The following is a 22247-nucleotide window of genomic DNA, read 5'->3' as shown; positions in this document are numbered from 1 at the left end:
AATTTTTCTAATTAATTTTCCACTAATCCTTTATAAATTGTTTCCAGCCTTCTAAATCGATTTTTTATTCCAGATTTGGAAATTTCCATTAAATCTGCCAGTTCCTGTAATGACATTTCTTGATTTTCCAGCCGTAATTTTGCCGTTTCACTCAATACATCTGTCAGTTCGGAAAGCCCCAATTTTTGATCAATTACTTTTATCATGCGAATCTGCTTTTCGGAAGCTGACAATTTTTTCGTTTCATTTGCAATTTCCCAGTTCATATTTCTATTAATTTTATTCCGAATTTCCTTATTTATCGTAACTTCCTCAAATTCAAAAAATGAATTTATTCCACCAATTAAAAAAATTATATCAAGAATATCCTCTGAATTTCGCAAATAAACAAGACTCTTATTTTTTTTCTCTGTCTGAAAAACCTTTTTTCCCATCTGTTTAAACAAATAATACAAATAAGTGGCAGAATCCTCACTATCCACAAAAAAGTCCATCGCATAAGCCTTTTCTGGAGATTTTATATATCCGCAGCTAAGGAAAAAACCTCTGATTATGCCAGCTAGCTGCTTTTCATCTTCCACAACTGCAAAATTTTTATGAAAATATATTTTCTTTAAAAAAGATTTATATTCCTGCTGGTTGTGCTGTGTTGGAAAAAGTATTACTTCATAGAGCTTATGTGTCCCAAGCCGTTTGCTAATAACATATTTTAACTGAATTGGAATATTTGTTACAGATCGTAAATTTGAATAAATTCTTTTGGCAAGCGATACATTTTCAGTACTAAAATAAATTCCATGTTCTGTAATTACATTTTTTGCAATAAAAATTCCAAAAAGTTCCGCATAGACAATATCTTTATCTGTATTTTCCAAATTAAAGATTTCTCTTTTTACATTTGCTGAATATGACAATTTTCCCTCCTTTTACACTTCACTAAACTTTTTCTAATAATTTACTTTTCTAGGATTTCCTGCCTTATCATAATAAGTCCAAGTCCCAGTTTTTCTTCTACCTATAAAATTTCCGTCAAATCCAAGGCTTCCATTTGTATAATATGCTTTTACAGTCCCACTTTCCCCATCTAAATTTGCTTCATACAAAGGTCTTCCATTTTCATAATAAACATTCATTTTTCCATCTACTTCATCGTTTACATAATTAATTTCAGATTTTTTACCTCCGTTTGTATTCCATTCAGTAAATAATCCATTTTTTTGTCCATTTAAATAGTTTTCTTGTGATTTTCTTGAACCATTTTCGTAATATTCAGTCCAAGTTCCTGTTATTTTCCCATTTTCATAATTTCCAACTGTTTCTTGAACTCCTGTTTTGGCATAATATGAAATATAACGTCCATCTAACTGATCATTTTTATACTGATATTTTTTCCAAACTTGTCCATTTTCAGTATAAACTGTCCATTCTCCTTCTTTTTTTCCGTTTATATAATTTCCCAATGTAAATCTATTTCCATTTGCATAATATTCATCGTATTTCCCATTTAATATTCCGTTGTTTAAATTAACAATAAGTTTTCTTCCGCCTTCTTCTGTAATTTTATATTCTCCATTTCCTGTCAGTTCATAAGTGCTGGCATCAATTCTTTTTAAATCGTCCATACTTGAAGAATTAAGATGTGATAACCTAACTTTTCCAAAATTTGTTCCATAATTTGCAAATACATCTTTTCCATAAGCAACTGCTGAAAATATCATCATTCCAGCAATAAACAATATTTTTTTATTATTATTTTTTTTCATTTTTCCATCTCCCACATTTTATGAAATTTGTTTTTTTATTTTATCAATTCACCTTTTTACATTATAACAAATTTTTTTCATTTTTTAAACTAAATTATTGATTTTTCTTGCTACATATTACATTATAAGTAAACTAGGCTTAATCAGCATTATCAATCCCAAAATAATCATCAAAATTCCACCAAATAGATTTACCCATTTTGAGTATTTTGTAGTCAATTGAAGTTTGTTTATACTCATTAAAGCAAATCCAAAAACTATTATATCATCTATCATATAACCTATTATGTAAATAAATGTATAAAATTGTCTTGCCCAAAAAGGAACTTCATTTATTTGAAGAATTTTTGTATATGTTTGTGGAATTCCAATTGAACAGGCAAACTCTATTACATTTACAGAAAGTGCCAATCCAATTATTGCAAGTGCTGTAAGCAATGTAAATGGCTTATTAGCTATATCCTTTACTTTTCTTGAAATTTTTGCTCTTTGCTCCAAATCTGTCACTTCACATTCTAAAGTATCGCCTTTCTTCAAATAATTTTTAATAAAGAAAATCCCTCCAGCGATTCCGACAATCCCGACAATCGGAGTTACCCATTTATCCAATCCTACAAAGTCCCAAGTATAAATCCATGCATTTAAAATCAAGAAATACATAACAGCTTCAGCCAGAATAAATAGCCCAGCAACCCTAAACATCTTAACTTTATTTCCAACTGCAATCAAGGCTGTCAAAAATAAAACTAGAACCCACATAGCACAAGGATTAAATCCATCAATTGTTCCTAAAACTATTGACATTGTCAACAAGGAATAATTTGTTAGATCAATCGTTTTATTAATAATCGGAATATTCACAAGCACCTGATGTTCAGCCCCTTTCGTAAGTCCTGGAATTTCACAAACTTTATCTCCAGTACAAACTGCACCATTACTGCTTACATTCCCCTTTCCAGCTTGTCCGCTTTCCACATATTCCTTCAAACTCAAAATCTTTTCTTTAGTTTTTCCAGAATCTATCAGCCCTTCAATTTCCTTTCCAGTAGTTTCTGCCGTATTAAACCCTTGAATAATATGCCCGTCAACATAAATAATCGGAGTCCCCTTAACAAGTTTCAACTTTGTCGCAGTTTCATCAAAAAAAGCCTTTTCATCCTTACTCTCATCAATCTTATGCTCCACATACTCAAAATCATCCCTTTTAGTTGACAATTCCTTCAAAAACTTTTCCAAATTAGCACAATTTTTACAATCTTTTCTCCCAAAATACTCAATTTTCACCTTTTTTACCTGACTATTTCCAGCAGAATAATTAATTTGACTTATAAAAAATAATCCCAAAATCATAACCAGCAAAGTAAAAATCTTGCTTTTAACTACTTCAACTTTAAAATCATTTCTCCAAAACATACTTTTTTTCACACCTTTCTTTTTTACAATTTTTATCCTTTTATTTTAAATTTTTTTATTTTTTATAAATAATAACCGTACTAACCGCATATTTCCTACTATGCGAAATACTAATCTGAATTATAAGCCCTTGCGCCTTCTCCTTTATCGCATTATAAAGCGTCACATAAGGCTTTCCAAGTTCATCATTCAAAATCTCAATATCACTTAGCGAAAATCCATGCACTCCAGTCCCAAATGCCTTAGAAACTGCCTCTTTCGCCGCAAATCTACCCGCATAACTAGAATACGGATGTTTCTTTTTCTCAATATGCTCAATTTCCTTTTCTGTATAAACTTTTCTTTTAAAAAGGCTTGTCTGCTTAATCGCCTTTTCAATTCGGGATATTTCAATAATATCTGTCCCAATTCCATAAATTTCCATTTTTATCTCCTTTTTGAAACTTACTATTGTTAGATTATACTACAATTTTGGAAAAATACAAAATTTTATATTTTATAAAATAAAAAAACTATCCCAAGTTTTTGAAATAGTTTTTTATTAAAAATTAAAGATTCTTATTTTTTTTTATAATTGGTTCAATGAAAATATGAAAAAAAACTACAATCATAACTAAATAAATTAACGGATTACATTGATAAGCTCTCTTAAAATTTAATTTTAATATTTGAATACTTGCAGTAGTAAGACCTGAACTCCAGTATTTTATGTGAATTGATTTTGATAGAAGTCTAAGTGGAGTTGGTATTTTTAACCAATATCGGATATATATAATTGATATCAAAAAAATATAAAATTTTATATTCTTTTTGTGAAAATCAAAAATCAAATTAAAATATTTCTTCATAATCAAATTATAAGGTTGCAATAAATTGCATTAATTTATTAAAATTATATTCTCTTGTTTTTTCCATTATTAAAAACCAATCAATAATTGCCCAAATACTACATCCTCCTAACGTAAGAAGTTTTAATACTCCTAATGCTGTTTCTCCTAAAATAAATCTATCTACTCCTAAACTACCAAAAAATAATGACATTATTAATACAAACATGCTATCTTTAAAAACAAAACTTTGAATATATCTTATCTTTTCTTCTGGTAAAGAATTTAATCTTTCTCTCAGTATATATACTTTACTTTGAGGTAAATTTTTAGAATTTAACATCAAAAAATTTTCAATCATATTCTTTTTTTGTTCTGAATTAGAGTTAATTACTTCATTCATTTTTAATATTTCTCCCTTCTTTTTCTATATTTATAATATTATTCTAACACGTAAATCTTTTTTTTTTTTTGAATTTGATTAATTTTTTATTATTCATTTTTTTGTAAAAAAAACCCCTAAATATTATCTAATTTAGAGGCTCTATATTTATTTAAATTCCATTATTTCACTTTAACAATTTTTTTCTTCCCAGCTCTCACAATCATTCCACTTTCAAGAACAACTGTAGCTTTCACATCTTTTATTGGCTCATCATTTATTTTGAATCCACCTTGTTGAATTAATCTTCTAGCTTCACTTGTTGTTTTCATCAACCCTGTTTCTTTTACCAACAAATCAATGATTCCAACTTCTTTGTATTCCAACTCAACTTCAGGCAAGTCAACATTTAAGTTTCTCTTACTGAATACATTTTCAAACCAATCTCTCGCTTCTTTAGCCGCTTCTTCACCGTAGTAAATTTTTACAACTTCTGCTCCCAATTGTTTTTTAGCTTCCATTGGATGTAAACTTCCATCTGCGATTTGTGCTTTAATTTCTTCAATTTTTTCAAAAGGAACATCAGTTATCATTGTGTAATAGTTTTCCATCAATTCATCTGAAATTGACATAACTTTACCAAACATATCGTTTGGCGTATCTTTTACACCAATGTAGTTTCCTAATGATTTCGACATTTTTTCTACTCCATCAAGTCCAACCAAAATCGGCATTATCATACAAATTTGTTGCTCTTGACCAAAGTTTTTCTGTAAATCTCTTCCTCTTAACAAATTGAATTTTTGTTCAGTCGCACCTAATTCCACATCAGCGTGTAATTCTACTGAATCATAACCTTGTAAAATTGGATACATAAACTCAATCAATGAAACTGGTTTATTTTCAGATAATCTTTTTGAAAAGTCTTCTCTCGAAATCATTTGTGAAACTGTAAATTGCGACAACAAATTCAATGCATCTGACAACGACAATTTTTCTAACCAATCAGCATTATAAACAACATTTATTTTATCTAAATCCAAAATTAATTTTACTTGATCCAAATATGTTTTAATATTTTCCATAACTTGTTCTTCTGACAACATTTTTCTAGTTTCAGATTTTCCAGTCGGATCCCCAATTCTTCCAGTGAAAGTCCCAATCAAGAAAAAAACATCATGTCCTAAATCTTGAAACTGTTTCAATTTTCTCAAAGGTACCGCATGTCCCAAGTGCAAATCAGACCCAGTCGGATCAATCCCTAATTTTACTCTTAATGGAGTATTCGTTGAAATTGATTTTTCCAACTTTTTCTTAAATTCATTTTCATTAATTATTTCATCGCATCCACGACTTAAAATATTAAATTGTCTTTCTACTTCTTGTTTAATTTCTAATTCTGTCATTTTTTTATTTTTTCTCCTTATTTCTTAATTTTCTTTAATTTTTATAAATTATAAATATGCAACATATTTCATGAAATAATACACAATCGGCAATACAAACAACGCACTGTCAAATCTATCCAAAAATCCACCATGTCCCAAAAGCAAATTCCCAGAATCCTTTACTCCCAGCTCTCTTTTTATCTTAGATTCCACCAAATCTCCAAGTTCAGCAAAAACTCCAATTGCAAGTGCTAAAATAAAAGCTTTTAAGCCCCCAATCGCAACATAGTCATAATTTACAGAACAAGTTTTTGTTAAAAATGAAATTCCGCAGACAAAATTTGCTATAAATAAATATATTTTATCAAAAGATAAAATTACTAAAAACACGCCCAAAATTCCTGCAATTGCACCTTCAATTGATTTTTTCGGACTGATTTTTGGAGCAAGCCTATGCTTAAATATTTTTCCACCAATTGCCATTCCAACAAGGTAAGCGGAAATATCACATGCCCAAATTAATAAAAATGTCATTACGACTAAAATATTTCCATTTGGAAATTCGGATCTTATTAATAAAATGTGTGAAAATAAATACGAAACATAAATTATTCCAAATAAAGTATAGGAAATTTCTGCCATTGCATTTTCAATTTTTACTTTTAAAACTTGCCTTAACGACAGAAGAATTATTGCAAATACGATAAATCCTCCCATATCAAAGTTAATTTGCTTAAAAAATTCAAATTTAAAATATGAAAAAATATTTTTTGAATTTTCCTGAAAATATATTGCAACAGGCAAAAACAGTCCAAGTCCCATTCCAATCCTACTTGCCACTTCAAAGCCTTTATCCTTTAACATTTTATAAAATTCAAAGAGCGACATTCCAATTATTACAAGCGTAAAGATTAAAAACATCACATTCCCCTTTAAAAATATCCATAAAAGGAAAGGTACAAATAACAAAATAATAAATAATCTACTTAACATTCAGTCCTCCGTATCTTCTATCCCTTTTATTAAAGGATAAAATCGCTTTATCTAATTCTTTTTCATCAAAATCAGGCCATAAAACATCCGTTATATAAAATTCTGAATAGGCAATTTCCCAAAGTAAAAAATTACTTATTCTAAATTCTCCACTTGTCCGTATCACAAGTTCTGGATCTGGAATTTCTGGACGATACATATATTGCGAAAACTCCTCTTCTGTAATATTTTCAAGTTTTTTTGTTTTATTTTCATCCAAAATTTTATTTACTGCACTTACAATTTCCCTTCTTCCGCCATAATTAAAAGCTATATTAAAAGTTATTTTATCACAGTCTTCCAAATACTTTTGCGTTTCTTCAATTTTTTTTAGCAGTTTTTCGGCGATATTTTCTTTTTCTCCTGTTACAACTAATTTCACGCCTTGCTTTTTCAAATTTTTTTTCTCTTTGTCCAAATATTTTCCAAATAAATCCATAAGACCGTTTACTTCCTTTTGAGGACGCTTCCAATTTTCAGTTGAAAAAGCATAAACAGTCAAATATTTCACTCCAATTTCCCCAGCATATTTTAAAATTTTCTCAAGGCTGCCTGCTCCAGCTCTATGCCCTTCTAATCGAATCTTTCCACGCTTTTTTGCCCATCTTCCATTTCCATCCATAATAATTGCTATATGCTCAGGAATTACTAATTGATCTCTATCCATATTATTCCTTTCAAGACTGAAAATATTATTGCTATAATTATAACAGCCAAATCATTATTTTTCAAGGTATTTAAAAAATTATTATAAAAAATATTTTGTTCTTTTTGTTAATGTTTGACAAGTTGAAATGCTTTAATTAGAGAAGGGGGCAAAGCCCCTTATTATAAATAAAATATACTCTTTATTTTTTATAGAATCTAATATTAATTTACTAAAATCCTTTATTTTAGATTTCTACATAAAAAACTATTTATTTTTTTGACTTAATATATACTCATAATATTCTTTATATTTCCTACCTATATTTATCAAGTCTCGTTCTTTTGCAATATTATAAGCTTGCTCTGTGATCTGATCCAAATTTTCTATATTATTTTCAACAATATTTTTTATTTTTTCACAAAATTCTTCGTTATTTCTAGCTTTAAAACATGTTTTTCCATCTTTTAACCAATTTTCATATACAGGAATATCCCTTACTACTAGCGGTAACTTTGCTGAAAGTGCTTCCAATACTACGATTCCTTCATTTTCTTCATACGTCATAAACAAAAAGGCTTTTGCAGCACTAAATGCACCAATTAAAACATCCGTGTCAACATATCCTGGAAAAATTAAATTTTCTGGTGGATTTTCAATTATTCTTTGTATTTTGTCAGGTAACATTGATTTTACACTTGAAGAACCAAACCAAAGAAATTGATAGTTATTACATTCCTTTGCCACTTTTACAAAATCTTTTATTCCTTTCCTTTCAAAAGGCAGTCCAGCAGTTATAATTAATGGTTTATTTATGTCATACACCGTTTTGTACTCATCTAAAAACTTTTGCTTTAAATCTTCATTTTTATTAAATTTATTTATATTTACACCATTTGAAATTACTCTAATTTCTTTTTCTTTTTCCAAATATTTTGATTTTATAAGATTTTTTGTATATTCTGACGGAGAAATCAAATAATCTGCTTCATTATATAATTTCTTTGTCCAAAATTTTATAATTGGCGACAGGACATAACTTCCCTTTATACTTCCACGAAAATCTTCATAAGTTGTATGTGTATGATAAATTACAGGCTTTCCTTTTTTCTTTGCCTGTTTCAATACTTCATAAGATTTTAGTGCAACTGTATTTATATGTGCCAAATCATAATCATCTTCAGGATCCTGTGTAATTTCAATATTATTTGCTCCAAGGGCTTCTACCTGATGATTTAAGGCTTGTCCAACGCCGGATTTGCTGAAGGAACTTTTCCCCTCTGAATATAGTAAAACTTTCACGACTATCATACTCCTCTATTGTTTTTTTATAAACTTCTTCTACTCTTTCCCCAAATTTTTGTGCTGTATAATCTTGTGAAGCAACAAAAGCATTTTCAATAATTTTTTCTCTAAATTCCTTATTTTCTTTTAAAAGCATTATAGAATCAATAAATTCTTTTTCATTTCTATAAACAAGTCCCGCTTCATTTTTTACAAGCAAGTCTTCCAAATTCAAGTCATATCTCGCCACAACAGGTGTCTTAGCCGCCATTGCCTCAACAAACGTAAGTCCTTGTGTTTCTGATACGCTTGCATTCAAAAAAACATCTCCCATCTGATAATATGCAGCAACTTTATCATGCGGCACTTCCCCAGTAAATATAACTCTATCAGAAATTTCAAGTTTTTCAGCTTGTTTTTTCAAATTATCTAAAATTCTTCCACGACCAACAATCATAAACTTAAATTTTTCATCCTTAATTTTAGAAAACATATCAATTAATAAATCTATACTTTTCTCTTCAGCAATCCGTCCGATATACACACAAAGAAATTCACTTTCATCAATTCCAAAACTTTCCCTCATAAATCTCAAATCTTCATCAGAATAATTTCCACGATAAAATTTATCCAATTCCAATCCAGTTGGAATAATGTTCATTGTCTGATCCACTCCATAAGAATACAAAATATCCTCAACTTTTCTTGTAGGAACGATCAAAGCATTGCACTTTTCACAATAAAACTTACTAATCGCAGCTGCGATCTTTTTTCCAGCTTTAACAAATCTTGAGCCAAAAATATAATGTGTATAATATTCATACAAAGTGTGATAAGTATGAACAAGTGGTATTTCTAAATTAATTGCAGCAAATCTAGCAAATGTCCCTACTCCCCATTCAGTCTGCGAATGAATAATATCCAATTCTAACCTTTTTATTTTTTTTATTATTTTTGCTGAATAAATCATCCCTAATCTATACTGAGGTAACGGTTTAAATTCCATACTTGGAAGTCTCAAAACATTAGGTTCTACTTGTGGTGCATCAGGATCTGTCGTAGTAATAATATACACCTTATGTCCTTGCTTTCTAAGCTCCTTTTCAAGTGTCATAATCGAGCTGACGACCCCATTTACCTGAGGTCTGTATGTATCAGTAAATATTCCAATTCTCATTTTTATATTTCTCCTTTAATTCTTAGGAAACTCCAAAAAGAACTTTCCAATTTTTCCCATCCGATAATCTTTCATTAATCTTCTTGAAATAATCTCATAATTATGCTCATCCTTTTTAAAAATTCCTAGTCTTTTTTCCAAAACTTCTAATATTTTATGATTTTCCATTTCTAAGATTTCTTCGTTTTCAATATATTCTTCCAAGTTATATGCTTTTACAAGATTTTCAATTTTTCCAAGATTTTTTAGTTTATCCAAAAATTTTATCGCAATATGCTCCAATTGTAGCACATCATCCTTTATAGAACCAGTAATTGCCAAATTATAAGCCACATTATCATCCTCAAATTTTGGCCATAAAACTCCTGGCGTATCTAGTAATTCGAGTTTTTCATCAATTTTTATCCATTGCTTTCCACGTGTAAATCCTGGTGTATTTCCAACTCTTGCCTTATTTTTATTTACAAATTTATTTATAAATTTAGACTTTCCAACATTAGGAATCCCAGCAATCATTGCCCGTATTTCTGTTTTACGAAGTCCCTTTTTTTTCATTTTTTCCAGTTTTTCCGCATAAATTTTATCCGTAATTTTCCGCAATTCATTAAAATTAGTCCCTTTTTCCACGCTCAAAGCAACAAAATAATCAGAAAAATTATTTTCCAAAAAGTAATCTTCCCAAACTTTCAATTCCTTATTGTCAACCAAATCTACTTTATTTAAGACAATAATCTTTTTCTTATTATTTGCCAACCTTGAAATATCTGGATTTTTACTCGAAAGTGGAATCCTTGCATCCAAAATTTCAATCACAACATCAATTACTTTAAGATTTTCGACAATTAAATCTTTAGTTTTTTTCATATGCCCTGGATACCAGTTTATATTCATTTTTTTATTTTCTCCATTTTCTATCTATTTTTTATAAAAAATATTAATTAAATTCTTATTTTTAATTCCAAAATTAATACTAAATCTCATTTGAAAAATTTATTTATTTTCTGAGAAAAGATTAAGTCTCTTAGTGAACTATTCCCACTTATAGAAAGCCTACGACTTCTCGCTATCTTTTTGTTAAATAAAAGTTATAATAACTCTACTACTCTAACAAAGATATTACAAATTTAATTTTAAAATTAAAGATAAAAACTCAAACAAATATTTTTATTCTAAATGAAGCTTTTTTTATTATATCTATATCAAAATAATTATTGTAGCCTAATAAAAATAAAATCTATCTTACTTTTACTAATTTTTAACTACTCTATATTTTTATTCTTTAAATAAATGCCATCATCATTTATTGCTCTTATAAATAAGACAATTTCTCCTTTTATTGGCTTTTTTTCCAGCTTTTCAATAATTTCTGAAACATTTCCACGAATTATTTCTTCATAAATTTTAGTAAGTTCTCTTGTTATTACAACATATCGCTCTCCTAAATATTCTTTTACATCTTTTAATGTTTTTAAAATTCTGTTGGGAGATTCTAAAATTACAATTGTTCTTTCTTCTTCTTTTAATTTATTGAAAAGTGTCTGTCTTCCTTTTTTCTTTGGCAAAAAGCCCTCATAAGCCATTCTTCGCATATCTAATCCAGAAATGCTTGCTCCTGTAACAATTGACGAAGCTCCTGGTATTCCAACGACTTTTATTCCAGCTTTCAAAACTTCATTTACCAGCTCAAATCCAGGATCTGAAATACACGGTGTTCCTGCATCTGTTACAAGTGCAATTTTCTTTTGATCTTTTAAAAGATTGATAATATTTGTGATTTGATGAAGTTTATTATGTTCATGATATTGGTACACCGTTTTCTCAATTTCATAATGGGAAAGAAGTTTTTTTGTAACTCTTGTATCTTCTGCAAAAATATAATCAACTTCCTTCAAAGTCTTTATCGCTCTAAAAGTTATATCTTCTAAATTCCCAATTGGTGTACCAACAACATAAAACATATATTTTCTCCTAATTTTTAATTTCTTTTTTTAATTTTTTGATTTTTATTATTATTTTCTTTTTCCTGTTCCATTTATTTTTTTATTCATTTCTTCGATTGCTCTTTTTAATTGAACATCTCCTGCTGAAATGATTTTAGCGGCTTCTTCCTTACCTTTATCCTTTGTTATTATTTCTTCAATTTCTTTTTCTCTATTTTTTCTAGCTTGTTCACTTTCGTTAGTATAACCTTTTAATGTCAGCAATTCTTCCATTTTAACTTCTATATCAGGTTCAATACCTTTTTCATGAATATAATTTCCTTTTGGTGTAAAATATTGAGCAATAGTAAGTTTTATGGCATCATCTGTTCTCAAAGGTATAACTTGTTGTACGATTCCTTTTCCAAATGTTTTTTCTCCAATAATTGTTCCACGTTTATAATCTTTAATTGCACCTGTTACAATTTCTGATGCACTTGCACTTGCTTTATTTGTCAATACAATTAACGGGAAATTACCAAGATTTTTTAAAGTTCTGTTATAATTTTTTTGTTGTCCATTTTTATATTTCAAATAAACTATTAAATCTTCTTTTACAAAAAGTGAAGCTATATCTTGTGCTTCTTGAAGTGATCCTCCAGGATTAGAACGCAAGTCTAGGATTAAACCTTTCATACCTTTAGCTTGTAAATCTTTTATAGCTTTTTCAACTTCTGCTCCAACGTGATTTCCAAATTTTAAAAGACTTACATAACCAATATGGTTTTCAAGCATTTTACTTTCTACCATTTCTAATTTGATTTTTGCTCTTGTCAATGTGAATTTCATTGGCTCTTTTTTACCTTCTCTAACTACTTCCACATCAACTTTTGTACCTTCCTTACCTTTTAAAAGTTTTACAGTTTCATTTGCTGTAAGCGGTAAAATATCTTTTCCATCAACTTTTGTAATTTTATCTTTTATTTTAATTCCAACTTTTTCAGCAGGACTTCCTATAAATGGTGAAACAACTTCCAAAGGTTCTCCTTTTTTCTTGCTGATACTCATTCCAACTCCAACATATTCTCCATCCATATCTTCCGAAAAATCAGCAAGATCTGCTTTAGACAAATATTCTGAATAAGGATCATTCAGTTTATTTACAACTCCAGCAACAGCACCTTCATAAAGATCACTTTTACTTGGAGTAGCTTCCTTTCCAACAAAATTATTTTCAATAATATTAATTACATCTACAATTCTGTTTAATTCTGTCGCATCTTTTGTATATCCAGCACTTGTGTTCTTGTCGTTTTTGGATGTTTTTACTATAGTAGTTGCTGCAAATAAAGGTACGCTTACTAATACAAGACCCAATACTGCCTGTACTATTTTATTCTTTTTCATTTTTCCTCCTAAAATATACTTAAATAGTCAACTGTAAAATTACTATAAATTGTCATTTTGACTTATGAAAACTTTAATAACATTAAAAATTCCTTATTCCCTTTTGCCCCTTTTATTGGTGAATCTTCTACACCTATTAATTCATATCCACATTCTTTTGAAAAAGAAATTATTTTTTTTATAGTTTCATCGTGATATTCCTCGTTTTCCACGACACCATTTTTTCCAATTTTTTCTCTTCCAACTTCAAACTGCGGTTTTACTAACATCACAATTTTCCCAGTTTTTGCAAGAAATTTTTTAAAATACGGAATAACTTTCGTCAAAGATATAAAAGAAACATCAATTACTATGAAATCTACCTTTTCATTATTAATATCCTCTTCTTTAAGGTCTTTTATGTGCATCTCCTCCAGCGAAAAAACCTTCTCATTATTTCTTAATTTCCAATCAAGCTGATTTTTTCCAACATCAATGCTATAGACATATTTAGCACCATTTTGTAAAGCACAATCTGTAAATCCTCCAGTAGATGCTCCAATATCAAGAACTAATTTATCTTTAAAATCTAAATCCCAAGTTTTTATAGCTTTTTCTAGTTTCAAGCCACCACGACTGACATATTTCAATTTATCCTTGATGCGAATATTTAAATCGTCGTTGTCTTTAAACATCGTCCCTGCCTTTGTTACAACTTGCTCGTTCACGATAACATTACCTGCCATTACTTCTCTTTTTGCTTTTTCCCGTGTTTCAAAAAGTTCCCGTTCCACAAGAATTAAATCCAATCTTTTTTTCATCATTTTCTCTCTTCCAAATTTTAAAATAAAAACTGAATAAATCTGAATTTTTTCCAAAAGTTATAATCTTTTTAAGTTAGCTTTTAAGTAGTGATACTATATCATAAAACATATCTCTTATTTTTCTATTTATTTTTGATTACTAAACGCATATTTATTATTTTATCATCAATTTTATTTTAAAAACAAAAAAATTAAATATTTTTAATTATATTTCAGATTTATTTATTTTTATAAATTTATTCATTTTACCATATTTTATGTTATTTTTCAAACATTTATCCTTTTTTGAACGGAGTAAATTAGTTATGGACAAATCAAAAATTATATTTTAATTTATTTTCTGATAAAGAAGCTTTAACCCCTTACTAAAAGAAATTTATAACAACTCTATTTTTTACTAAAATAATATTTTTAGGCAAAAGAATTATCGCTATGCTACTGCATCCTTGCTAGTCTATAACATTTTAAAATCACATCATATTCAAAGGATCTACATCAATTGTTACTCGTATTTTCTTCTCTTTTTCACTAAATTTATTTACGCATTTTTTTATGATTTTTTTTATTTTTATAATTTTTTCTCTTTCAAATTTAAAAAATATCTGGTAACGGTATCTTCCATTCATTTTATAAATTGGCGATTTAAAAGCATCTGATATAAAATCATTTGGTGTTAATTCCATAGCTACATTTATATTTTTAATAATTTCTTCACGCAAAGTTTGAGCTTTTTCTTTTATTAAATTTTCTTCCATTGCCGAAACTACTAAAATTATAATTCTTCCAAAGGGTGGATAATTCAGCATTTTTCGCATAACCATCTCATTTTTGTAATATCCTTCATAATCATTTTCTATCGTTTTTTTTATTACATCATTTTCTCCATTAAAAGTCTGAATAATTACTTCTCCATCCTTTTCTCCACGTCCTGCACGCCCTGCAGCCTGTGTCAGCAGCTGAAAAGTTTTTTCTGAGGCCCTAAAATCTGGAAAATTCAAGATTATGTCAGCATTAATCACTCCAACTAACGTTACATTTGAAAAATGCAATCCTTTTGCAATAATCTGTGTTCCAAGCATTATATCATACTTGTGATTTTTAAAATCATTATAGATTTTTTCATAATTCTGCTTAGTTTTTACACTTTCTGAATCCACTCTCACAATTCTAGCTGACGGAAATATCTGTGCAAGCTCTTCTTCAATTTTTTCAGTTCCAGCTCCAATTTTTATCATTTTATGACCTTTACACTCATCACACGTATTATTAAAATGTTTTTCATAACCGCAATAATGACATTTTAGGCGATTATCATATTTATAATAATTTAATGAAATACTGCAATTCGGACAAGTTGGAATACTTCCACAGTCCTTACATTTTAATAAATTTGAAAATGCTTTTCTATTCAAAATTAATATAACCTGCTCATTTTTTTGTAAAGTTTTAGAAATTTTACTAAGTAACTTTTCTGAAAAATTTTCTACTGTTTCATTCAAATCTACAATTTCAAATTTTGGCATTTTGGCATTTTTATATCGTTTTTTAAGTTCAATTAATTCAATATCTCCTTGCTGTGCCTGATAATATGTTTCAAAAGAGGGAGTTGCCGAACCTAAAATCACTTTTGTTTTTTTATCTTTTATAATTTTTGATTCTTTATTTTCTCCTAATTCTCCACTTTCTTCTAAACTTTTATCTTCTTTTAATTTTGCATTTTTTAAAAATGCTCTTTTTATCGCTACATTTTTTACATGATAACGTGGGTTATTTTCCTGTTTATACGTATTTTCATGTTCCTCGTCCACAATGATGTATTTCAAATTTTGAACTGGAGCAAAAATTGCAGATCTTGCCCCAATTACTATTTTCTTTTCCCCATTTCGTATAAATTTCCATTCTTCCCGTTTTTCCTTATTTGTCAGCTTGCTGTGAAGAATAGCCACTTCATTGTAAAATTCTTCTTCAAGACGCTGTATCATCTGAACTGTAAGCGAAATTTCAGGAACTAAAAAAATACTTCCAAATCCCTTTTTCAAGGCTTCTTTTATTAAATTAATATAAATTTCAGTTTTTCCTGAACCAGTTATCCCCTTTAGCAAAAAAATCTGATTTTCACTATTTTTTATTGTATCTACAGCTTTTTGCTGCTCATCATTCAATACAATTTCCTTTTCTACAATTTTACTTTTTTCCTTTTCTTTTTTTGAAATTTTAGAATTTAAAATTACTTTTTTTTCAATGAATATAATTTTTTCATTTATTGCTTTTTCTATAATTTCTTTAGAAAAATTTTTTTTTAGAGTTGCAACTGTAATTTCCTTATATTTTTTCATATATTCATTAAATCTTTTTATTTCTGATAAATCTTCAGTTTCTAAAAAATCTTTTTGATAAATAGCTTTTTTAGAATAATTTAATTTCAATGCTCCTGGATAAACTGCATTTATAACACTGTAATAATCACTTATATAATAATTTTTTATCCATCTTATAAGTTGCATAATGTCATCTGGAATAGATAGAACAGGTGCCGCATCTTTAATTTCCTTTATTTTAGAAATATCAAAATTAATTTTACTTTTTTCAGTCATTGCCAAAATAAGTCCCATTTTATCTCTGTTTATAAAATTAACTATACACCACTGTCCAATCTCATATTTTTCTTCAGACTTATACGTATATATCCCCTTATTATTTTCTACATAAATTTCATAATAATACATTTTATACCTCAAAAACCTCTCTTAATTTTTATTTGATTATTCCATAATTATTTGTATTTTAGATTTTTTATCTAATTTTGTTCCTTTTTTAGGAAATTGAAAAACAACTTCTCCACTTCCAGTAATTTCATAGTCTGAAAATTTCCCTTGCGGATAAATGGATAAAAATTCTCTTAAACTTATTCCTGTTAAATCTGGCATAATATTTTTATCAAAATCTTGTTTTATTTTTCCTAGATCTTTTTTCTTTTCCATTTGAACAGATCCAGCATTGTTTTCTACAGTTTTAACTTTTCCATCTGGCTGTATTTTTTTATAATCTATCAATCTTTGCAGAACATTTCTTGCAGATGGCAAGGCAACTTCAGAACCATAATAACTTCCTTTAGGTTCATTAATTGTTATCAATACAGCATATTTAGGCTTATCTACTGGAAAAAATCCAAAAAACGAACTTACATAAGATTTATCCTGATACACACCATCTTTTGCTTTTTTGGCAGTTCCTGTCTTCCCACCAACACGATAACCAGGGATATAAGCTCCTTCACTAGTTCCACGATTTACTGATGCTTCCATATATTTTCTATTTAATCTTGAAACTTCATCACTAAAAATTTTTCTTTCCATAACAGGTTTATTTTGCTTAATTATATTTCCTTTACTGTCTTCTATTCTATCAACCAGATAAGGCTTCATCATTTTACCGTTATTAATAACTGTGTTTAATGCCATTAATATTTGAATTTGTGTCATTGAAATACCTTGACCATAAGACATAGTTGCTCTTTCTACAGTTCTTATTTTTTTTACTTCAGAAAGACTTTTTGCCATTTCAAAATATGTATCTATCCCCGTTTTCATTCCAAGACCAAGTTTTAATAAATAATCAAGAAAAACATCCTTACTAATCATTTTTTCAATTTTTACCATTACTACATTGGAAGATTTTGCAATTGCATCTGCCAAGCTTAAAGTTCCCATTACTTCATTATCATGTTCCCTAAGTACTTTATCTGCAACTTTAATTGAACCTTCTGAAGTAAGTTTAGTATTTTTGTTGATTGCTTTTGTTTCCAGTCCTATTGCAACCGTTATAGGCTTAAATATTGAACCAGGTTCAAAATAATCTGTAATTGGTCTATTTTTTATTTCAGCTCTATTTTCTGCTTTTGGGTATGATGATATTGCAAGCACTTTTCCAGTTTCTACTTCTATTAAAATTCCCATTGTAGAAGCAGCATTATGTTTTACATAAGCCTTTTCCAATTCATCATTAAGAACATATTGTAAAAAACTGTCTATTGTAAGTACAAGATTATTTCCTTCTTCTTCTTTTTCATCTTCAGTTTTTTTCACATTTCCAAGCTTCATAATTTTTTGTAAAGCCTGAGGAATTTTTCTAAGTCCAGTTATAATTCCTTTTTTCCCTGAAAGCTCTTTATCGTAATATTTTTCAATTCCATAAACACCTTTATCTTCATTATTGACATACCCAATAGTTTCCTGAATATCATCATTCTGAACATAATTTCTCTTAAATACCGTTTCAAATGTTACACCTTTAAACTTTTTTTTATTTCCTTTAGAATTTTTTACAGGTTCTTCTTTTTTATTTTTACCTTCAATTTCTGCTTCAATGGCTATCTTTGCATTGTAAGGAATTATATATTCAAGTTTTAAATATTTTTTATTAATTGATTTAGCTTTTAAATATTCATTTTTATATTTTTCAATTTCCAATTCAGGTATATATTTTTTTAACATATTCAGCACTTCATCAATATTATTTTGTTTAATCAAGCTAGGATCTAAATTAACAATAAATCTTTCATCATCATAAGCCAGTACTTGCCCATCACTTGTAGATATTCTTCCTCTTTTAGCCTTTATAAAATTAAAAAAAGTATATTGCTTTTCCCCATCTGCCCTATATTTATTACCATATTTAGTATTCTGAATTTTATAAACGTTCCAAATTATACATAAAAAACCCATTATCGTAAACAATACTAGCAACCCAAATCTTCCTCTAAATGTGTTTAAATATTTGAACAATACTCTAAAAAAATTCTCAACTTTTTGTTCTTTTCTATTTCTTTCCATATTTGACTTTGCTCTGTCAATAATATTATTTTTTTTCTTGCCCTTTTTCATTTTTCTCCTAATTTAACCAATATTAACCTTCAAGTCTAGCTAAAATCATTTCATTAATCATTTGAGGATTAGCCTTACCTTTAGACAATCTCATTGCTTGTCCAACAAGATATTTTAGTGCATTGCTCTTACCATTTTTGTAATCTTCCACCGATTGTGCATTTTCAGCCAACACTTGATCAACAATTTTCTCAATCGCACTGTCATCAGTAATTTGAACCAATCCTTTTTCTTTTACGATAATTTCAGGATCTTTATCTTCTGTCAATAAAATTTCAAATACATCTTTCGCTATTTTCGAGCTAATTGTTTTCGCTTGAATCAACTTAATCAATTTCCCTAAATTTTTTGGTGTTACATTAAATTCTGAAATCGAAATATTCTTTTCCTTTAAGACTCTTAAAACTTCTGTCAATACCCAGTTTGCCGCAAGTCTTGGCTCTTTTGTATCATTTACAATTTCTTCGTAATATTCAGCTAATTCTTGTTCCGAAGAAAGTGTTGCAGCTTCCATTTCATGCAATTTGTATTCATTTACAAATCTTCTCGCTTTTTCATCAGCAAATTCTGGCATTTCACCTTTTACTTTTTCCAATCTTTCGTCAGAAATTACAAGTGTAGGCAAATCTGGCTCAGGGAAATATCTATAATCCATAGCTTCCTCTTTACTTCTCATCGGCTTAGTTACAGCATTTTCCTCATCCCAAAGTCTAGTTTCCTGAACAACTCTTCCACCATTTTCAATCACTTCAATTTGTCTATTTGTTTCATATTCAATGGCTCTCATAACCGCTTTAAATGAGTTTAAGTTCTTAGTTTCCGTTCTAGTCCCCAATTTTTTTTCGCCTTTTTTTCTAACAGAAACATTCGCATCACATCTAAGCGATCCCAATTCCATACTTACATCACTAACTTTAGTATATTTCAATCTATCTTTCAATGTATTCAAGTACGCATAAGCCTCTTCAGCATTTTTAATTTCTGGCTTAGAAATAATCTCGATTAACGGTACAGACGCTCTGTTGTAATTCAACAATGTTTCAGAAGTTGTGTGAATACTTTTCGCCGTATCTTCCTCAATTTGAATTCTCTCAATCCCAACAACTGCTTCTTTTCCAGAATTTGTCGTAATTTTCAAAGTCCCATTTTCCGCATAAGGTTTAAAATACTGCGTAATTTGATAATTTTTTGGCGAATCTGGATAAAAATAATTTTTTCTATCAAATTGACTTTCCTCATTTATTTCACATCCCAAAGCAAGTGCCGCTTTTATCGCATAATCAAGCACTTTTTCATTCAATTTTGGCAATGCTCCTGGTTGACCAGTACACACTGGACACGCCGATGTATTTGGATGTTTGTTATCATAATCGGCATCACACGAACACCATACTTTTGTATTTGTTTTTAATTGACAATGCACTTCCAGTCCGATGACTGTTTCATATTCCATACTCATTTTCTAATATTTTTCCTTTCTTCTTCAAAATTTTTATTTTTTAAAATCTTTTCGTTATTCACTAAATAATTTTAGATGATTTTTATTTTTTAAATTATTATCTTTATATTTTTCTAAATAAAGTTTTTCAAATTCCTCAATTTCCAGGTTATGATTTTTTAAAAACCAATTTTTATGATTCTCTATATACTCTTTTCTAAGTTTTTCATCATTTAAATCATTTGGAATCCTTTTCATTCTCTCATCTATGCTATCAAATCCCAAAAAAGGCTCACTTAATCTCTTTTTGGACATTTCTATATATTCTCGATTAATTTCTATTCCAATTCCTTTTCTGCTTAACTGCTGACAAACTCTCATCGCTGTCCCGCTTCCTAAAAAAGGATCTAATACCGTATCATCTTCATTGGATGAAGCAAGTATCATCCTTTCAAATAATGCCTCCGGCTTCTGTGTAGGATGCTTTTTCCTGTTTTTATTACTGTAATGAACATGCGAAACTTCCCATACATTTCCTGGATTTGCACCTCTTATATTATTTACAGAACGATAATATTTTTGTGGTATTCTTATATCATCTAAATTAAATTTAAATTTTTTCTTATCTTTTGTAAACATCAAAATATCATCATGTCTAGGAGAAAAACCTCTTGTTTTACCTATTCCTTGTGTATAAAACCAAGTTATCCACGAATTAAAATACAAATTAAATTCTTTTTCTAACATAACATAAATGTAAGATATATATTTCATTCCCATAAAAATATACAATGTTCCATCATCTTTTAAAATTCTTACAGCCTCATTTATCCAAAGCCGTGAAAATTCAAGATACTCATCAAACTCCAAATTATCCTTTGTAAATCCATAATCCTTATTTAAATTATATGGAGGATCAGTTACAATTAAATCCACACTCTTATCAGAAAGATCCTTTAATTTTTCCAAAGCATCTCCCAATATTAATGTTATTCCTTTATCCATTTATTTTTCACCGCTTCCCTATAAAAATCTTCTATAGTCCTGCGACTGCTATTTAAATACTTTTTATCTAACAATTGACACATTTCCCAAGCAGTTCTATATTCATATTCAACATAATGTATATCTTTTATTTGAATTTGCCCAGTTCCCAAACTTGGATTATAAGCAATATCTTTTTCACTGACATATTTTAAATCGTAGATATTAAATTCTGTCAATTCCATTATCCCATTAATTATAGATGTAATAGGATTTTTCTCATTATAAACTTTATGCTTTATAGATAAAATTATAAATATAAAATCAGGATTTTGGATATATGCTGTCCTTATTCGTGAAAAAGAAGTTATATTTGGCGATTTTCCACTATTTTTTATATTATTTGAAGTAGCTTTTACATCAATATTTCCCGTTATTACATTTTTATTTTTCCTAAATTGTAATATTATATCCGACATTCCCAGTCTTTCCTGAGCTTCTACATTTATAAGTCTATATTTATTTTCAGATTCATCTCTTATTTCTAAAAATGTCTCAAAAGCCCAAGCCTCAATTAATGGAGCAGCCAATTTATTTATATTTTCCAATGGAAGTCCCATTTTCAAATTGGTTTTTATTATTATTTTATTATTTCCACTTTCTCTTTTTTCTTCAAAAATCTGCTTTACCGAAGAAATAACAAAATCTGATTCCAATTTATAATTTTTAGATTCAACCGGCTTTTTCAAATCCAAATCCGTATATTTCATTTAAACCCCCTCAAAAAAACTTTTAAAACTCAGGATATTCAATTTCCCCACGAACACCTTCAAATTTATTCGCCACATTAAACAATAAATCTTCTCTAAAATAATTTCCAATTAACTGAATTCCAACTGGC

The 22247-nt window shown here is 28.6% G+C and carries 19 protein-coding genes; all 19 read right to left on the bottom strand.

Annotated elements, in window-relative coordinates; translation table 11 throughout:
* Positions 1–11: 11 nt before the first annotated feature.
* Positions 12–914 (bottom strand): DNA-binding protein WhiA, encoded by a 903-nt coding sequence (gene whiA, locus ACO409_RS02225; RefSeq protein WP_485554421.1) that lies wholly within the window; start codon positions 912–914, stop codon positions 12–14.
* A 33-nt stretch (positions 915–947) separates the two neighbouring features.
* Entirely contained in the window at positions 948–1763 is an 816-nt protein-coding gene (locus ACO409_RS02220; protein WP_485554419.1) for a toxin-antitoxin system YwqK family antitoxin, read from the bottom strand.
* Positions 1764–1880: 117 nt separating this feature from the next.
* Entirely contained in the window at positions 1881–3176 is a 1296-nt protein-coding gene (locus ACO409_RS02215; RefSeq protein ID WP_485554417.1) for a glutaredoxin, read from the bottom strand.
* A 55-nt stretch (positions 3177–3231) separates the two neighbouring features.
* On the bottom strand, positions 3232–3600 hold the full coding sequence (gene acpS / locus ACO409_RS02210) for a holo-ACP synthase (RefSeq protein ID WP_485554415.1): 369 nt from the start codon (positions 3598–3600) through the stop codon (positions 3232–3234).
* 431 nt (positions 3601–4031) lie between these two features.
* A complete protein-coding gene (locus ACO409_RS02205) occupies positions 4032–4406 on the bottom strand; it encodes a TM2 domain-containing protein (protein WP_485554413.1) in 375 nt (124 codons plus the stop codon).
* 161 nt (positions 4407–4567) lie between these two features.
* Positions 4568–5791: a tyrosine--tRNA ligase gene (gene tyrS / locus ACO409_RS02200; RefSeq protein ID WP_010128246.1), complete on the bottom strand. Its 1224-nt coding sequence runs from the start codon at positions 5789–5791 to the stop codon at positions 4568–4570.
* A 48-nt stretch (positions 5792–5839) separates the two neighbouring features.
* Positions 5840–6766 (bottom strand): phosphatidate cytidylyltransferase, encoded by a 927-nt coding sequence (locus ACO409_RS02195; protein WP_485554411.1) that lies wholly within the window; start codon positions 6764–6766, stop codon positions 5840–5842.
* Positions 6756–7472 carry an undecaprenyl pyrophosphate synthase gene (uppS, locus tag ACO409_RS02190; RefSeq protein WP_485554409.1) on the bottom strand — a complete coding sequence of 239 codons (717 nt, stop codon included), beginning with the start codon at positions 7470–7472 and terminating at the stop codon, positions 6756–6758. The genes ACO409_RS02195 and uppS overlap by 11 nt, the downstream gene beginning before the upstream one ends.
* 246 nt (positions 7473–7718) lie before the next feature.
* Positions 7719–8762 (bottom strand): glycosyltransferase family 4 protein, encoded by a 1044-nt coding sequence (locus ACO409_RS02185; RefSeq protein WP_485554407.1) that lies wholly within the window; start codon positions 8760–8762, stop codon positions 7719–7721.
* A complete protein-coding gene (locus ACO409_RS02180; protein ID WP_485554405.1) occupies positions 8656–9912 on the bottom strand; it encodes a glycosyltransferase family 4 protein in 1257 nt (418 codons plus the stop codon). The genes ACO409_RS02185 and ACO409_RS02180 overlap by 107 nt, the downstream gene beginning before the upstream one ends.
* Positions 9913–9927: 15 nt before the next feature.
* Positions 9928–10803, bottom strand: a complete 876-nt coding sequence (ylqF, locus tag ACO409_RS02175) for a ribosome biogenesis GTPase YlqF (RefSeq protein WP_485554403.1) — start codon at positions 10801–10803, stop codon at positions 9928–9930.
* Positions 10804–11171: 368 nt separating this feature from the next.
* A complete protein-coding gene (gene rsmI, locus ACO409_RS02170) occupies positions 11172–11870 on the bottom strand; it encodes a 16S rRNA (cytidine(1402)-2'-O)-methyltransferase (RefSeq protein ID WP_485554401.1) in 699 nt (232 codons plus the stop codon).
* Between the two features lie 51 nt (positions 11871–11921).
* Complete coding sequence (locus tag ACO409_RS02165; RefSeq protein WP_485554399.1) at positions 11922–13238, bottom strand: S41 family peptidase; 1317 nt, start codon at positions 13236–13238, stop codon at positions 11922–11924.
* A 62-nt stretch (positions 13239–13300) separates the two neighbouring features.
* Positions 13301–14038 carry a TlyA family RNA methyltransferase gene (locus ACO409_RS02160; RefSeq protein ID WP_485554486.1) on the bottom strand — a complete coding sequence of 246 codons (738 nt, stop codon included), beginning with the start codon at positions 14036–14038 and terminating at the stop codon, positions 13301–13303.
* Between the two features lie 473 nt (positions 14039–14511).
* Entirely contained in the window at positions 14512–16767 is a 2256-nt protein-coding gene (gene priA / locus ACO409_RS02155; RefSeq protein WP_485554397.1) for a replication restart helicase PriA, read from the bottom strand.
* Positions 16768–16803: 36 nt separating this feature from the next.
* Positions 16804–18924 (bottom strand): penicillin-binding transpeptidase domain-containing protein, encoded by a 2121-nt coding sequence (locus ACO409_RS02150; protein WP_485554395.1) that lies wholly within the window; start codon positions 18922–18924, stop codon positions 16804–16806.
* Positions 18925–18946: 22 nt separating this feature from the next.
* Positions 18947–20383: an Asp-tRNA(Asn)/Glu-tRNA(Gln) amidotransferase subunit GatB gene (gatB, locus tag ACO409_RS02145; protein WP_485554394.1), complete on the bottom strand. Its 1437-nt coding sequence runs from the start codon at positions 20381–20383 to the stop codon at positions 18947–18949.
* Between the two features lie 54 nt (positions 20384–20437).
* On the bottom strand, positions 20438–21367 hold the full coding sequence (locus ACO409_RS02140; protein ID WP_485554392.1) for a DNA-methyltransferase: 930 nt from the start codon (positions 21365–21367) through the stop codon (positions 20438–20440).
* Positions 21352–22116 (bottom strand): restriction endonuclease, encoded by a 765-nt coding sequence (locus ACO409_RS02135; protein ID WP_485554390.1) that lies wholly within the window; start codon positions 22114–22116, stop codon positions 21352–21354. Before ACO409_RS02135 ends, ACO409_RS02140 begins: the two co-directional genes overlap by 16 nt.
* Positions 22117–22247: the final 131 nt, after the last annotated feature.

It is taken from the genome of Leptotrichia sp. (assembly GCF_057270615.1).
This window is presented reverse-complemented; position numbering and strand designations above follow the sequence as displayed.

Excerpts from the sequence above, each read along its gene's own strand:
- ACO409_RS02220 (WP_485554419.1), bottom strand. The coding sequence starts at position 1,763 with ATGAAAAAAAATAATAATAAAAAAATATTGTTTATTGCTGGAATGATG.
- ACO409_RS02215 (WP_485554417.1), bottom strand. The coding sequence starts at position 3,176 with ATGTTTTGGAGAAATGATTTTAAAGTTGAAGTAGTTAAAAGCAAGATT.
- acpS (WP_485554415.1), bottom strand. The coding sequence starts at position 3,600 with ATGGAAATTTATGGAATTGGGACAGATATTATTGAAATATCCCGAATT.
- ACO409_RS02205 (WP_485554413.1), bottom strand. The coding sequence starts at position 4,406 with ATGAATGAAGTAATTAACTCTAATTCAGAACAAAAAAAGAATATGATT.
- tyrS (WP_010128246.1), bottom strand. The coding sequence starts at position 5,791 with ATGACAGAATTAGAAATTAAACAAGAAGTAGAAAGACAATTTAATATT.
- ACO409_RS02195 (WP_485554411.1), bottom strand. The coding sequence starts at position 6,766 with ATGTTAAGTAGATTATTTATTATTTTGTTATTTGTACCTTTCCTTTTA.
- uppS (WP_485554409.1), bottom strand. The coding sequence starts at position 7,472 with ATGGATAGAGATCAATTAGTAATTCCTGAGCATATAGCAATTATTATG.
- ACO409_RS02185 (WP_485554407.1), bottom strand. The coding sequence starts at position 8,762 with ATGATAGTCGTGAAAGTTTTACTATATTCAGAGGGGAAAAGTTCCTTC.
- ACO409_RS02180 (WP_485554405.1), bottom strand. The coding sequence starts at position 9,912 with ATGAGAATTGGAATATTTACTGATACATACAGACCTCAGGTAAATGGG.
- ylqF (WP_485554403.1), bottom strand. The coding sequence starts at position 10,803 with ATGAATATAAACTGGTATCCAGGGCATATGAAAAAAACTAAAGATTTA.
- rsmI (WP_485554401.1), bottom strand. The coding sequence starts at position 11,870 with ATGTTTTATGTTGTTGGTACACCAATTGGGAATTTAGAAGATATAACT.
- ACO409_RS02165 (WP_485554399.1), bottom strand. The coding sequence starts at position 13,238 with ATGAAAAAGAATAAAATAGTACAGGCAGTATTGGGTCTTGTATTAGTA.
- ACO409_RS02160 (WP_485554486.1), bottom strand. The coding sequence starts at position 14,038 with ATGAAAAAAAGATTGGATTTAATTCTTGTGGAACGGGAACTTTTTGAA.
- priA (WP_485554397.1), bottom strand. The coding sequence starts at position 16,767 with ATGTATTATTATGAAATTTATGTAGAAAATAATAAGGGGATATATACG.
- ACO409_RS02150 (WP_485554395.1), bottom strand. The coding sequence starts at position 18,924 with ATGAAAAAGGGCAAGAAAAAAAATAATATTATTGACAGAGCAAAGTCA.
- gatB (WP_485554394.1), bottom strand. The coding sequence starts at position 20,383 with ATGAGTATGGAATATGAAACAGTCATCGGACTGGAAGTGCATTGTCAA.
- ACO409_RS02140 (WP_485554392.1), bottom strand. The coding sequence starts at position 21,367 with ATGGATAAAGGAATAACATTAATATTGGGAGATGCTTTGGAAAAATTA.
- ACO409_RS02135 (WP_485554390.1), bottom strand. The coding sequence starts at position 22,116 with ATGAAATATACGGATTTGGATTTGAAAAAGCCGGTTGAATCTAAAAAT.